This window comes from Bombilactobacillus mellifer, assembly GCF_000970795.1.
GTDB lineage: Bacteria > Bacillota > Bacilli > Lactobacillales > Lactobacillaceae > Bombilactobacillus > Bombilactobacillus mellifer.
Window position 1 is genome coordinate 303,867 of sequence record NZ_KQ034028.1, and the last position, 15,146, is coordinate 319,012.

At 40.1% G+C, this 15,146-nt stretch carries 13 protein-coding genes; 7 read left to right on the forward strand and 6 right to left on the reverse strand.

Going from position 1 to position 15,146, the window contains the following annotated elements; genetic code table 11:
* Positions 1 to 110 precede the first annotated feature (110 nt).
* Genes JG30_RS08575 through JG30_RS01405 form a run of 3 tightly spaced genes read right to left on the reverse strand, consistent with a single transcriptional unit; the run spans position 111 to position 3,865 of the window.
* Positions 111 to 1,256, reverse strand: a complete 1,146-nt coding sequence (locus JG30_RS08575) for a lactonase family protein (protein WP_052725158.1) — start codon at positions 1,254 to 1,256, stop codon at positions 111 to 113.
* A gap of 20 nt (positions 1,257 to 1,276) precedes the next feature.
* Positions 1,277 to 2,494 (reverse strand): mandelate racemase/muconate lactonizing enzyme family protein, encoded by a 1,218-nt coding sequence (locus tag JG30_RS01400; protein WP_046315551.1) that lies wholly within the window; start codon positions 2,492 to 2,494, stop codon positions 1,277 to 1,279.
* A 42-nt stretch (positions 2,495 to 2,536) separates the two neighbouring features.
* Entirely contained in the window at positions 2,537 to 3,865 is a 1,329-nt protein-coding gene (locus JG30_RS01405) for an enolase C-terminal domain-like protein (RefSeq protein ID WP_046315553.1), read from the reverse strand.
* A 126-nt stretch (positions 3,866 to 3,991) separates the two neighbouring features.
* Between JG30_RS01405 and JG30_RS01410 the strand changes: the two genes are divergently transcribed.
* The 3 genes from JG30_RS01410 (at position 3,992) to JG30_RS01420 (ending at position 7,442) form a co-directional block, all read left to right on the forward strand.
* Complete coding sequence (locus JG30_RS01410; protein ID WP_046315556.1) at positions 3,992 to 4,897, forward strand: LysR family transcriptional regulator; 906 nt, start codon at positions 3,992 to 3,994, stop codon at positions 4,895 to 4,897.
* Positions 4,898 to 5,059: 162 nt separating this feature from the next.
* The gene (locus tag JG30_RS01415; protein WP_046315558.1) at positions 5,060 to 6,043 is read left to right on the forward strand and encodes a hydroxyacid dehydrogenase; all 984 of its coding nucleotides are present in this window, start codon (positions 5,060 to 5,062) and stop codon (positions 6,041 to 6,043) included.
* A 1-nt stretch (position 6,044) separates the two neighbouring features.
* Entirely contained in the window at positions 6,045 to 7,442 is a 1,398-nt protein-coding gene (locus tag JG30_RS01420; RefSeq protein ID WP_046315561.1) for an SLC13 family permease, read from the forward strand.
* A 378-nt stretch (positions 7,443 to 7,820) separates the two neighbouring features.
* On the opposite strand, the gene JG30_RS01425 is transcribed toward JG30_RS01420, so the two are convergent.
* The 3 genes from JG30_RS01425 to JG30_RS01435 are packed head-to-tail and all read right to left on the reverse strand — an operon-like array spanning position 7,821 to position 10,779.
* Positions 7,821 to 8,723, reverse strand: coding sequence for a glycine betaine ABC transporter substrate-binding protein (locus tag JG30_RS01425; protein ID WP_046315563.1), 903 nt, complete (start codon positions 8,721 to 8,723; stop codon positions 7,821 to 7,823).
* 11 nt (positions 8,724 to 8,734) lie between these two features.
* Entirely contained in the window at positions 8,735 to 9,577 is an 843-nt protein-coding gene (locus tag JG30_RS01430) for an ABC transporter permease (RefSeq protein WP_046315565.1), read from the reverse strand.
* A complete protein-coding gene (locus JG30_RS01435) occupies positions 9,577 to 10,779 on the reverse strand; it encodes a quaternary amine ABC transporter ATP-binding protein (RefSeq protein WP_376856501.1) in 1,203 nt (400 codons plus the stop codon). The genes JG30_RS01430 and JG30_RS01435 overlap by 1 nt, the downstream gene beginning before the upstream one ends.
* Positions 10,780 to 11,098: 319 nt before the next feature.
* Between JG30_RS01435 and JG30_RS01440 the strand changes: the two genes are divergently transcribed.
* From JG30_RS01440 to JG30_RS01455, 4 genes are all read left to right on the forward strand, one after another.
* Positions 11,099 to 12,034, forward strand: coding sequence for a 2-dehydropantoate 2-reductase (locus JG30_RS01440; RefSeq protein ID WP_046315570.1), 936 nt, complete (start codon positions 11,099 to 11,101; stop codon positions 12,032 to 12,034).
* 68 nt (positions 12,035 to 12,102) lie between these two features.
* On the forward strand, positions 12,103 to 12,816 hold the full coding sequence (locus JG30_RS01445; protein ID WP_046315572.1) for a B3/B4 domain-containing protein: 714 nt from the start codon (positions 12,103 to 12,105) through the stop codon (positions 12,814 to 12,816).
* A gap of 249 nt (positions 12,817 to 13,065) precedes the next feature.
* A complete protein-coding gene (locus tag JG30_RS01450; protein ID WP_046315574.1) occupies positions 13,066 to 13,548 on the forward strand; it encodes a Dps family protein in 483 nt (160 codons plus the stop codon).
* Positions 13,549 to 13,677: 129 nt separating this feature from the next.
* Positions 13,678 to 15,078 carry a C69 family dipeptidase gene (locus JG30_RS01455; RefSeq protein WP_046315577.1) on the forward strand — a complete coding sequence of 467 codons (1,401 nt, stop codon included), beginning with the start codon at positions 13,678 to 13,680 and terminating at the stop codon, positions 15,076 to 15,078.
* Positions 15,079 to 15,146: the final 68 nt, after the last annotated feature.

Genomic DNA, 15,146 nt, shown 5'->3' on the forward strand with positions numbered 1-15,146 from the left:
AAATATTAGTGTTGTGTTTAAACAGGTTGGCATTGAAGCGATAATAAAAACCCTTCTATTGTGGCCGTTTTCCACAATAAAAGGGCAGTATTGAATGATTAATTTGGAGATTAGCTATTCAAAAAATCAGTAGCTTCTAAGACCCGGACGCAAGCATCGTGGGGCACCTGCGTTTGCACTGCGGTGAGATAACCAGTTGCAGGATCCCGCCGGAACAAAATTAAATCATTAGACATTTGATTAGCACATAACAGATAGTCGCCATTTTTACTGAGATCAAAATCACGCGGAGCACGACCTTGAGTTTTGATGGTTTGAATTTTTTCTAGATGAGCTCCCTGATCAAGGACCCGAAAAACGACTAAAGAATCGTGACCGCGATTGGAAGCATAAACGAATTGACCATCGGCGGATACTCGAATGCCGGCAGATTGGTTATGTCCGGCAAAGCCTTCTGGTAAATTGGAATAATCTGCAACCCGACTCAAAGTTCCCGTTTGCGGATCATAATGAACAACACCGGTTCGACTGCCGACTTCGTTTAAGACATACAGATAATTATTCGTATGGTCATTAAAGGCCAATTGCCGGGGACCAAAGCCCGCTTTAGTAGGGAATTGCGATACCAGTTGTAATTGCGCATTGTCTTGAACATCATAAACTAAGAGTTTATCTGCTCCCAAAGCGCACACGATTAAACGGCCATCGGGTAACAACCTTGTAAAATGAATATGGGCCGCATCCTGCACGGCTTTTGGGCCGCGCCCTTCAATCGGATAACGGTGACTGGTGAGAAATTGATAATTCTGATCCAATTGCCAAGTATGAATGGCATTGGTGTTATAGTTAGCTGCAAACAACCTTTTATGCTGATCATCCAGATAAATATAAGATGGCACCGTATATTTGAGTTCATTCCAATAATATAAATGATCAAAATAATTATAGGCTTCATAGCTGCCTTTGACTGATTGGTCTAACATGTCTTCTGCAATCAATTTAGCTTTTTTAGTTTTCGGATCGACGTCAATAATCCCTACTCCACCAGTGGCATCATTTTTCGTGATGATTGTAGCAATTTTGTGATCTTGAAGTGAATAATTAAAGAAGGCCGGATCTTCTAGTTCAATTAATAATTGAATCTTGGTAATTTGGCCTTTTTGAGTATCTACTGTTGCTACATAAATACCTTGAGATTGATTATTAGGAGTATAGCTATCGGATGTATACCCCCCAATTAAAAACTGATCTTCCATGTTCCTGCAATCTCCTTTAATTATTTAATTGTGGTTACTTTCGACTGGCGAATTACGTTAGGTTTAATTTCTTGACCAATTCCCGGACGATCGGGAATTTTGATACGGCCCTTTTGCGGTAATAAGTCATCATAAAGTGCCACTTGCCGGTCTTTTTGATATAACACCCGCTGATAAACTTCGTGAATATAAAAGTTGGGAATAACAGCTTCTACTTGTAAAGCGGCCGCGATCGCAATGGGGGAACCACAGACATGTATTTGGGCATGAATATCATAGGTATAGGCCATATCACAAATTTTTTTAGTCTCGGATATGCCGCCGGCTAAAGTTAAATCTGGTTGGACGATATCTAAAGCATGATCTTCAAACAGTTGTCGAAAGCCCCACCGAGTAAAGTTCCGTTCACCGCCAGCAATGGCCAAAGGCACATTGTCTTTGACTTGTTTATAAAAGCTAGGGTTCAGCGGGTCAACCGGTTCTTCATAATAGAGAATGCCTAAAGGGGCAAAGGCTTGTCCAAATTGGATAGCGGCCGTTGTGTCCGAATTCGCGTGCATATCAATAATAATGTCAAAATCCGGTCCGGCCAGCTCCCGAATGGCTTTGATACGTTCATACGCTACTTGAATGACTTGATGATTGAGCGGACCTTTAGTCTTCCATACTTGGTGCTCATTTTCACCCCACATAATCGGATCAAACTTTAAACAGTCGTAACCTTGGTCAATGATTTTTTGGGTTACTGTACGATAGTCTTGCGGGGTATTTAATTTGAGTTGGTGTGGATCTGGCTGTTCGCCCCAATTGTATTGAATCTGACTGGCATACGAGCGCAGATAATCGTTAGTTTTACCTCCTAGTAATTCATAGACAGGGGCCCGATAGTATTTCCCTTTAATATCCCATAGCGCAATGTCAATTGCGCTAATCGCTGCGTAGGGAATTACGCCGCCGGCAATGCCCCAATAAGTTTGCCGTTGTAATTTGTCCCAAATTTTTTCGATGTTTAAAGGATCGTCGCCGATAATCATTTGGGCAAAATCTTCGAGCATTCCATAGCCGGCATGCCAGCCTTTACCATAAGCTAAACCTGCTTCCCCGAAACCGGAAATATCGGCATCCGTATTAATACGGACAATGATAGGGGACCAATCTTCTTGACTGCCGGCTCCATTGCCGCTGAAACTAACATCTGGACTCGGTATTTTCATAATATCGACACTGGTAATTTTCATGATTTTAGCCTCGATTGAATCTCAAACAATAATTGCTCACTACTACCGCACGAGTGCTGGTTTTTTCGGATCAAAGTGCCAGTCAGGAATTAAATATTGCATGGCTGCTGCATCGTCGCGCGCTCCTAAGTGATTATCTACATACAATTGATGGGCTTTTTGGACAGCTTCTAAATTAAGATCAACGCCCAAGCCCTCATTAGTAGCCGGAACGGTCAATTCCCCATTTTTAATTTGGTAAGGATTATTAGTTAAGTACTGGCCATCTTGCCAAATCCAATGAGTATCTACATCAAAGACTTTACCTGGAGCGGCTGCAGCAGTATTCGCAATCATGGCTAATGAAATATCAAAGTGGTTGTTCGAGTGAATGCCCCAGTTTAAATCAAATTCGTCACACAGTTGGGCAACCCGCACGGCACCTTCCATGGTCCAAAAATGGGGATCAGCTAACGGAATGGAAATCGCGTTGAGAGCTAGAGCATGAGACATTTGCCGCCAATCGGTATCCACCATGTTGGTAGCAACCGGCATATGGGTCAACTTTTGAAATTCGGCCAGAATTTCGCGTCCGGAAAAGCCGTCTTCGGCGCCACAAGGATCTTCAATGTAGTGTAAAACTCCTTGGAGTTCGTCCGCATAATGAAGCGCGTCTTTTAAGTACCAACCGCCATTAGGATCTAAGTCTAATTTGGCTTGTGGGAAAGCTTCGTGTAGAGCTTTCATGGCTGCGACTTCCGTTTCGCCGTCAAAAACGCCGCCTTTGAGTTTGAAAGTTTTAAAGCCATATTTTTGATAGGCTGCTTGCGCTAATTTCACTAAAGCATCGGCATCCATGACTGGCTTGCGCCGCAAACGGCCCCATTCATCACTGTTGTCGTCGTTTTGAAGATAGGGTAGATCAGTTTTGCTGGTGTCACCAACCCAGAATAAGTAACCCAACACTCCAACGTGTTCGCGTTGCTGGCCATCACCAAGCAAGGCCGCTACCGGAACGTGAAAATGTTTGCCAATTAAGTCTAAAAAGGCAGTTTCAATCGCTGTTAAAGCGTGAATCATAATACGTAAATCGAAGGTTTGGTTACCCCGACCGCCCGCATCTAAATACGAGAAATGCTGGCGCACTTGTTGTAAAACGGCTTTATAGGATCCTAAATGCGCACCTACCACAATATCTTTGGCTTTTTCTAACGTATCTGTAATCTTTTGCCCGCCTGGAACCTCGGACACCCCGATTTGGCCTTCATCAGTAGTTAAGACCACAATGTTGCGCGTAAAAAATGGTCCATGCGCGCCGCTCAAATTTAAAAGCATACTGTCATAACCTGCCACAGGGTAAACATCCATTTGGGTTATTTTAGGAATATTCATAAAAACTTCCTTCCTTGTGATTTATTTAACATCCTAGGTTATTGTATAATCAACTAGGGGTAGCATTACAGTACCCGATGGGATAATAGCTGAACTATTTGTTCACTTGAAAAGGAAGGCATTGGATTGGAAATTAATAATCTGAAAACTTTTTTATCAGTCGCTAAATACGGAAGCTTCAAAAAAGCTGCGGAAAAATTTTTCTTGTCTCCCCGAGCAGTATCCAAACAGATGGATCAATTGGAAAATGAACTCGGAGTGACTTTATTTCAACGGCATCAAAATAGTTCAGAGTTAACGAAACAAGGTCAAAAATTCATTGTAGCCGCGCAAGACATGGTGAATATTTATAATGATGAATTAAATCGAATTAAAAGTACTAAACACTTGAATCAACAATTACTTCGAGTAGGTTTTTCTTCGGCCAATCAAGAAGTGGAATTGCAGCATTTATTATTGTTGATCTTTCAAAAATATCCGGATATTCAATTAGACTTTATGCAAGAAAGCCGCAATCGTTTGTTGCAATTATTGCAAGTCGGAACGTTAGATATTGTCATTTCACCGGTTTATGCGACACAAACGAACATTACAGATTCGATAGTTCATGTACCGGTACGGACAGGCCAATTGCTGGTGGGCGTTAGCAAATTTAATCCCTTAGCACACCAAAATTGTTTAACAGTCGAAGATATTAGCCCTTTTTATGTGTATTATTATTCACCTTATGATTCTTCATTTATGCAAGAGGTAGTTTCCTCCAAGTTTCCCAATCAATTTCCGAAAGATCATATTAAGCGGTGTTCATCGTTAGAATTACGCGATGCCTATGTAGCGACGAATAACGGGATTGGTTTTTATCCGAGTCCGTTTCTGGAATTAGAAAAGCAGCGCAATCCGATGATCGAATTTTTATCATTAGCCAAACCCTCTAGTATTTTCTATGCATCAAGTGTGTTTTATAACAAAAATAACCATAAAGAAAATGTTAAATATTTCATTAATAGTTTGAGAAAATATGAATTAAATTAAAAAAACTATAGTTATTTTAGGGCAAAGCGTGGACCGATCAACTCGTATCAGAGTTATCGGTCCTTTTAGTTCAGCAGCAAAACTAATTGTTACTTTGCTTTTGTGAATTGAGTAACTAGGATAAGTTTGTAAATAAATTAATTAAGTGGGGGTTGAGCTCTTATGAAAAAGGTCTTATTAAGTGAAAAAATTGCAGATGCCGGCATTGACTTACTGAAAAAAAATGGCTTTGAAGTGCGGGTTTCTCCAAGTACCGATGAAGCAACTATGAAAGAAGAGATTGCCGATGCTTATGCGGTGATTATGCGGTCCTCGGAATTGCCCGCAGAAGTGATTGCCGCTGGCAAGCAGCTGAAAATTATCTCTCGTAACGGTACCGGAATTAATAATGTGGATGTGGATGCTGCAACAGCTAATCATGTGTTAGTGGCTAAAGTGAACGGTGCCAATGCATTTTCGGTAGCCGAGTATGTTATGACCACTATCTTAATGTTGAGTCGTAATATCATGAATGATGATCAGATGTTGCATGCGAAAAAAGCCGAGTTAAGTAATTTGTCCTTACCAGGTTTTTCCACCAAGTATCAGCTAAATGGCCATGAAATTCGCAACAAGACTTTAGCTATTTTAGGTTTAGGACATATTGGACAAGTGTTGGCTAAATTAGCACAAGCTTTTGGTATGCAAGTGATTGGTTATGATCCTTATTTAAAATCTTCGCCAGTGAAATTGTATGATGATTTGCAAACACTCTTGCCATTGGCAGATTTTGTTTCCATCAACATGCCTTTAACTGCTGAAACGCAAAATCTAATTGCGCAAAAAGAATTGGCGCTCATGAAAAAGACCGCTTATTTGATTAATTCGGCGCGGGGCGGCATCGTTAATGAAACGGATTTGGCCGCAGCACTGAATAGCGGTAATTTAGCGGGCGCTGCAATTGATTCCTTTAATCCTGAACCACCGGCTCCGGATAATCCATTATTCAGCAGTAAAAATACGATTATTACCAGTCATATCGCAGGAACTACTATTGAGGCTAATGATGCTTTAGGGACAGGCGCCGCTCAAGCCATTATTGATTTTGCCCAAGGGAAAATGCCGCAATTCCCAGTTAATCCCGATGTCTTTACGGAGGGTCGTTAAGATGAAACATGCGAAATTAATTACTGGCATTATTGGCATTGTCCTGGGTGGAATTATTGCGTTTTTGATTCCTACACCGCAAGGATTATCCCATGCAGGCATGGTAGTTTTAGCTTCGATTGTGACAGCCAATATCTTTTGGATTTTTAATGTTCTGCCTAGTTTCATTACCGGTTTATTGATGCTATGTTCTTGGGTGTTGTTGGGCGCGGTAGATTTTCCTACTTCGTTTAATATCTTTTCCACGACCACGATGTGGATCATTATTGGTGGTTTAGCTCTCGGGACGGCAGCTACCAAAACGGGATTAATTAACCGAATGGCGTTGAAGATTATGTCTTATTTACCGGCTAATTTTCGGGGCCAATCTTTAGCTTTAATGTTGGCCGGAACGATTATTTCCCCAATGATTCCCAGTGCCCATCCGAAAGCGGCCATGAGTACGCCGATTGCTGAAGGTATTAGTGATGCTTTAAGCTATGAACCTAAAGGCAAAGGTAGTTCGGGACTCTTTATGGCAGCTATTTGGGGCTTTATTGTTATGGAAGCTAGTTTTTTAAGTGCTACGGCACAAAATTATGCTTTCAAAGGATTAATTCCCACTAAGTATCAAAATGTGTTAACCTGGGGCAATTGGTTTCTTTTAATGTTGCCTTGGACCATCATTGCTTTGGTTTTGGGCTATTGGTTATTGAATTTTTTGTTTAAACCGAAAAACGATCAACCAGTTAGCAAAGACTTTATTCATCAAAAATTAGAAGCCATGGGGCCGATGTCCAATCAAGAAAAAATCACAGCTGCAGTAATCTTAGTTGCAATTATTTTTTGGATTTTAGGTTCGGCGATTAAATTAGAAGCGGCCATTACAGCTTTAATTGGGGTCTGCATTTTAACAGCGACGAAAGTTTTAACTCCAGCAGACTTTAAAAATCGCTTGAGCTGGGATACCATCATTTTCATTGGCACTGTCATGGCTTTGGGCAATGTGATGAAAACAGTCGGCTTAACAACTTGGTTATATAAGATTTTACAGCCTTTAATTAATCCGATTCTCAGCAATATTTGGATTACCGTGATTGTTTTGCCAATTGTGATTTACTTATGTAAATTTGTAGTAGTTTCTTTAATTTCCACGGGAACTTTAATCGTTCTTTGTTTATTACCATTTTTCTCCACAATGAGCTTCAATCCTGCGTTGTTAATTTTAATTATTACCGCTAGTGTAAACATTTGGATGTTGAATTATATGGATGCTCCGGTTATCACAGGTCAAGCTGCGGTACAAGGAAAAATGGTTTCTAAAAGTGGCTTAGCTAAGTCCTCTTTGGGCTATATGGTTATTAATATCCTGGGTCTCTTATTATGTGTGCCAGTATGGACATTAATGGGCTTAGTTTAAAACCCACGCTAGCTCTAAAGATATAAAAACTTACTCTAACTCCGTGATCAATGGTAACCACCATTTGTCACGGAGTTTTTATAGACAAACCCATGCATGCCAACAACTGCAGGCAATATCTATAATCGAGCTATTTTCAGTCGAAGGTTCTGATAAGTGACTGCATACTGAAACCGAAAAGTGCAAATACCCTGTAGCTAAAGAGGATAAGGAGAAAAGTGACCGACATATTAGGACAGTAACAATTACAGCAAACCAGTTTAAAGTAAGAAAGAACTGGTAGCTATAAACTGGCCAGTACCGGATTTTATTTCCTTGGAAATAATGAGGCCATATAAAAACAGTAAGCCCTTGAAAATGACTTACTGTTTTTCATTTTTATTTATTGATTAAATCTTCTACAGAATTGACATTGGTCATATATCGAGGCACGGCCAGCCCGGTTTTGGCTCCGGTTAAGTTTTTCCGGATAAAATCAACTTTGTGCCGATATTTTTTAGCATACAATTGATGAGTGACCGGCAGTTCAGCCGTTAAAGTAGCATCAGCAGAGTGACTAGCTAGTGCGCTCCACATCACACCCACATCTAATTGACGAATTTCGACATTATAACCTTTTTTATTCAAGACATATTGTGCCAAATGGGTAGTAGCTGTTTCGTAATCATAGGGCATATAGACCAAGGTTAACTTTTGCCCGTGCCCTGCCGGCACATTTTTCAGCCACTGTTGAACTTGTTGGGGATGTTGTTGTACATAGTGTTTAACGGTGGTTTTTGTAGAAGCACCAGCGTTGATTTTTAGCATGACGGGAATGGCTTGTTTTAATTGCCAATGAAAGTTCTCCAAGAATTGGTAAGCCCCCGGTTTATCTTTTTTCAATCCCAAACGGGCGACGGTCTGCATACTCTCGCCTGTACCGAATATATGTTTTGGGTCTTTTAAGAACTTCAAATGATATTTGGCGACCATCCAATGAGGTTGCCAAGCAGTTACCACAATGGGCTGTTTATTTTTGGTGGCTTTATCTAAGGTGCTGATCATGGCAGCAGTGGAACTAGTCATTAATTGCCATTTTTGTTCCTTGAGATGGTAACTGGTTAAAGCCTGATTAGCATTGCCCATAATACCAGCTCCTGCTTCAATTCCCGTGATCGTATAATTAATTTGCGGTCCTAAAGATTTATGTGCATCGTATTGTGGTAATTGGGCACTATTGCAGCCAACTAGACTAATTAACATTAACAAGCTACCCAGCCATAAAAGAACTTTTTTCTTCATTGAATACTCCTTTAGTGAGAATTCTTATCTTGGGTAAATGATTGTGTAATGCGATCTAAAATAATGGCTAAAATCACCACGGCCAAACCGGCAGCAAATCCGGCTCCGGCATCATTACGACCGACGGCAAAGTATACTTGAGTACCTAATCCCAAGGCTCCGATCATCGAAGCAATAACGACCATCGATAAAGCTAACATCAAACTTTGATTAACACCGGCCATGATGGTAGGACGGGCAATAGGCAATTCTACTTTAAAGAGTTTTTGCCAACTACTGGAACCATAAGCTTCGGCGGCTTCTGTTAAGTCCCGTGGGACTTGGCGAATACCCAGATTAGTCATCCGAACTGTAGGCGGGGTAGCAAAAATAACAGAGGCTAAGACACCGGGAACCATTCCAATCCCAAAAAAAGCCACTGCCGGAATTAAATAAACAAACGCCGGCATCGTCTGCATGAAATCTAAAATGGGATTGACAATGATTTGAACAGTATTTTGTTTAGCCATCCAAATTCCCAAAGGAATACCAATGACCAGCGCAATTAAGGTAGAAGTGAGAACTAAGGTTAGGGTTTCTGTCATATCATGCCAAAAACCTAAGTTCCAGATTAACAGTAGACCTAATAATTCAAAAATCAAAAGGCCCCATTTTTTATCATGACGTTTTTCCCAGTAGGTAATACCTAAGATAAGGATAATAAAAAGCCAAATAGGAATTAAATCAAAAACCCATTGAAAAGCATTGATGATTGCCTGAAAGAAATTAGTAATACTATTAAAAAAGCCATTAAATTGGGTTAACCAGTCCACTAATTGGTTAATCCATTGAGCTAAGGGTAATTTGGGAATCATTATTCAACCTCCTCCCCTGCAATGGCTGCTAAGACAGAACCACGTAAAATAATTCCCAACAGGTGATTTTGGTCGTCTAAGACGGCAAAGGGAATTGGGGTTTTGGAAATTTGATCTATCAAATCACTGATTAATACATCGGGTTTGGTCGACGGCACTTTAGTGCGCAACACTGAGCGTAGATCCCGACTACCTTGTTTAACCAATTGTGAAACATCATCAGAATCAACGAAACCTACAAAGTGGTTCTCATCATCGACAACGTAAATAGAAGAAATTTTGTTGACCCACATTCGTTGCAAAGCCACGCGCGGACCAGATTTGTTAATGTTAATGGTATCCGGTTTGGTCATCACACTTTTGACCGTCAACGCTTTGGTTCGATCCACATCCTCAATGAAGCGGGCTACATAATCATTGGCGGGGTTCGTTAAAATTTCTTCGGGTTCGCCAATTTGATCAATGGTCCCATCGTGCATAATTAAAATATGGTCACCAATTCTCAGCGCTTCGTTTAAATCGTGACTAATAAAGACAATAGTTTTATGCATTTTCTCTTGGATTTCCAACAATTGATCTTGCATATCTTTGCGGTTCAAAGGGTCCAGGGCTGAAAAAGCTTCATCCATTAGAAGAATTTGACTATCAGTCGCCAGGGCGCGGGCTAAACCAACTCGTTGCTGCATACCGCCGGATAATTGTTGCGGGTATTGGCCATCGTAACCATGCAAATGAACTAATTCTAAGGCATCGTGGGCCTTTTGATTACGTTTATTAAGTTCCATACCTTGGATTTCTAAACCATAAGCGGCATTTTGGAGCACAGTTAAATTGGGCAATAAGGCAAAATTTTGGAAGACCATGCTTAATTTCTTTTGTCGTAATTGTCGTAATTGTTTCTTGTTAAATTTGATGATATTTTGACCATCAATATAAATAGCACCTTGAGTTGGATTAATCAGTCGATTAATCATCCGCAAAAGGGTTGATTTACCACTGCCAGATAGGCCCATAATTACAAAAATTTCACCCGGAGCAACAGAAAAATTGGCTTGATTGACGCCCACGGTGGCGCCGGTTTTTTGAAGAATTTCTACTTTGGACATGCCTTGTTGCATCAATTTTAAGGCTTCATCTTTGTGCGGGCCAAAAATCTTGGTTATATTTTGAACCTTGATTTTTGCTTCTTTTTCCAAACTCAAACCTCCTTTTAGAATTTGGTTGTTAGATTGCTGATTAAACGGTTAGTAAGCCACAGATAAAAAGAAAATAATTAATAAATTACTAACTGAAGTTAATTACACTAACAATGATACCATTGTAGCTGATTGTCAACCTAACGTCAAAAATGCCCCTTATAGTAAGGAAGAAAAAGATCTGACTCCCAAGCATATTAAATCAAATTAAAAAGCACAAAGAAAACATTATAAATGTTTAATAGCAAGTGCCGTGAAACTGTGTCAAAAGCATTTAAAAATGGTAGACTTATAGTAAATAAACTTTTTTAAAAGGAGGATTTTAATGAACATTACAATTGTTGGAGCTGGTGGAATGGGAAGCCGTTTTGCGGTGATGTTAAAGCAAGCCGGTAATGATGTAACTTTAATTGATGGTTGGAAAGATAATGTCCAAGCTATTCGCGAACACGGCATTCAAGCGCAGTACAACGGAGATCCTTTAGTAGTGAAATTGCCAATTTATGAGCTGGCGGAAGTTGATCAAATACCGGCAACTAGTGAATTAGTTATTTTATTTGTGAAATCCAATCAGCTGGATCAAACTTGTAATCAGATTAAAAAACTATTAACACCTAATACTTATATTTTATGTCTACTTAACGGGTTGGGTCATGAAGAAGTTTTACAAAAGTATATTGACACTAATCGTTTATTACTAGGAATCACGATGTGGACCGCCGGCATGCAGGGGCCAGGTCATCCGATCTTACAGGGTAACGGTAATATTGAACTGCAAAATTTTGGTGATCAAGGCGAAGATTTTGCTCAAAAAGTGGTCCAAGTGATGGATGATGCCGGTTTAAATGCGGTTTATAGTCAAAACGTTAAATATTCTATTTGGCGGAAGGCTTGTGTTAATGGGACTTTGAACTGCTTATGTTCGTTATTGGAATGTAATATGAAACAATTAGGTCAGACCAAAGAAGCCCCAGAATTTTTAAAGACTATTATTGCTGAATTTGCCGCAGTTGCCAGTCATGAAGGCGTTGATCTGGATCAAAAAGAAGTTTATCAACATATCGCTGAAACTTTTGACGGCGACATTGCGGAACATTATCCTTCAATGTATCAAGATTTAGTCCAAAACCACCGACTGACTGAAATTGACTATATCAATGGCGCAGTTTGGCGGAAAGGCCAAAAATATGGTGTGCCAACACCTTATTGCCAGTTAATCACGCAATTAATCCATGCAAAAGAACAGATTTTATGTAAATAACCACTGAGACTTGTGAGAGCATTTTGGTTTGAACCAGAAATCTCCAAAATATATATAAAGGATATCTAATGAAACAATTTATCGGTGATTCATCATTTTGGCAAATTTTTCCTAACGCACAAATTTTTGGTTTAGTGGTGGTCGGTGTATCTAATCAGACCACTACGCCTCAAATGCAGCGCGATCAGCAATTATTGACCACCGCAGAACAACAAGCTCAACAATATTTAACAGCTGCGACTTTTAGTGACAATATTGTGATTCAAGAATGGCGGCAAGCCTATCGGCAATTTAAAAAGAAACGGGGCGCGCGCTCTTCGATCGAAGCTTTACTCAAACGGGTTAGTCAAGGCAAAGAGCTGTCCCCAATTAATCCATTGGTAGATTTATATAATAGTATTTCTTTACAGTTTGGAGTTCCCGCGGGGGGTGAAGATTTATCTCAAATTACTGGTGATTTACATTTAGGTGTGGCTCAGGGAGGCGAAAATTTTCAGCCTTTAGGAGTGGATCATGAAGAACCGGCGCAAGCAGGAGAAGTGATTTATTATGATGATTTAGGAGCTATTTGCCGTTGCCTTAATTGGCGCGAAGCACAACGGACTATGCTCACTGAATCCACGACCACAGCCATTTTAATGGTTGAAGCGATTAATCAGCGTCAACAAGAATTTGCTCAAGCTGCCATTTTGCAATTACAACAATTAATTGCCCAAGAGCTCCAAGTTACTGGGACCAGCTTTCAGATCACCGCCAAAAAACCGCAAGTGGATTTACTTTAAACTCAATAACCAAGCGTGCAATTTTCTCAAAACAAGAACATAGATCCACTAGCAAGCTTTTTAATTCACAAGGTCAATCATTATTTAATGGAACCGGCCGGAGCAGGATTAGCAGGTCTTTTGAGCTCATATAAAGCGGAATGAATAGTTGTTTGAGCCAGCTGGATGAGCAGTTTTAAGCGAAATCTTTTCTTTTTAAGGTTTAAACTTCTACAATCAAGTTGGATATAATTATAAGGAGGAACTTTGATGAATGCTAAATATGATTATCCGAAAACACGCGCACAATTAAATCAATTGATTGCGGATTTAACGCAATTGCACACCAATTTACACCAAATTCACTGGTATATGCGGGGGTCTGAATTCTTTCGGTTACACCCGTTAATGGATGAATATATGGACCAAGCTAACGATCAATTAGATCAAGTTGCGGAACGCTTGATTGCCTTAAATGGAGCACCTTATGCAACCACCCATGAATTTTTGGAACATACGGGATTACCAGATGAAAAAATTGATTTCGGACAGTTTTCGTTGGCCGAGTTAATGCAACGCTTGGTTGAACAATATCGCTACTTGCGCGATCAGTACCAAAAAGGCATTGAGGTTTGTGATGTGGAAAAGGATTTGCCGACACAAGATATGCTGAATGGTTTTAAAACGGAAGTTGATAAGAATATATGGATGCTCAATGCCTATCTCAATCAAGGTCCTTTTGCGGGAGAATAAGGCAAATTCAAAAAAACAGTTTACTCAAGACAGTTTTGGGGAAACTGTTTTTTTATGGTCAGGCCTGTTATTGCGGGTGGTCCTTGGTATAATAATGATACTTCGAAAATAATAACAAAGGAGAACAAGATGAAGAAACAATCCAGTTGTACGACATTTTTAGTAGGTAAAAAAGCAACCATTGATGGTTCGACTTTAATTGCCCGCACTGAAGATCATTCAGATCAAGCCGAACCACAACAATTTGTAGTGGTCGATCCGCACGACCAACCTCAGCATTATCAAGCTAAACTGTCCAAATTCACGGTAGACTTGCCAGCTAATCCCTTGCGCTATACCGCGACTCCAGATGCCGATCGCAGTCATGGAATTTGGGGTAGTTCGGGGATTAATAGTGCCAATGTCGCAATGACGGCGACAGAAACGATTACGACTAACGCCCGCGTCCTGGCTGCGGATCCGTTAGTGGCAGATGGATTTGGCGAAGAAGATTTGTTGACCATCGTCTTACCATATATCCATACTCCACAAGAAGGCGTTAAACGAGTAGGTCAATTACTGGAAGAATTTGGGACTTATGAAAGCAATGGCATGGCCTTTTCTAACCAAGATGAAATCTGGTATTTAGAAACTCTAGGTGGACACCATTGGGCAGCGGTCCGGATTCCCGACGATGCCTACGTTGTAGCTCCTAATCGGTTAAATATTGCAGAATTTGATTTTAATAGCTCAGATACCATGTGTTCAGCAGATTTAGAAGAGTTTATTGCCGTCAATCAACTCAATCCCGATTCTAATCAAGTCAATTTACGCCATATTTTTGGTTCGTCCACGATTAAAGATACGCACTACAATAATCCGCGGGCTTGGTATCTGCAAAAATTCTTTACTCCCGACGTTGAACAAAATCCTTTAGACCAAAATTTACCGTTTATTAATCATGCCAACCGTAAAATTAATATTGAAGAATTAAAATGGGCCTTGAGTTCACACTATCAAAATACGCCCTATGATCGTTATGGTACTGGCAGTGAAGAACAAAAGCATCTGTTTCGGCCGATTGGAATTAATCGCAATGAAGAAAGTCATATTTTACAAATTCGCCCTAACGTACCTGCAGCGATTGCAGGAATTCATTGGTTAGGTTTTGGTCCCAATACGTTTAATACTTTTGTCCCATTTTATACAAATATTCAAGACACCCCTCATGCTTTCAAAGATGCTGCCGCTCAGTATGATCCCAATACCGCTTACTGGTTAAGTCGGACATTGGGTGTTTTAGGTGATACTGATTATGGCGTTTATAGCGAATATCATGCGCAATTTGAACAAAAAACTTTGAGTCAACTGCGGGCAGTAGTTGCTAAAACTGATGCTGCCATTGCCCAACAAGCAGATGTTGCCCAATATTTAACGGCGGCTAATCAAAAATTGGCAGATATTTATATGCAAAATAGTTTTGCCTTACTCGGTGAAATGGTTAAATCCGGATCCGCCCGCATGAAATTAAAGTTTACTATTTTTGACTAAAAGTATTCCCAACTGGTTTTAATAGTTGGTGGCTGCTAAGCAGCTACTAATTGAGTTCAAAAAAAAAC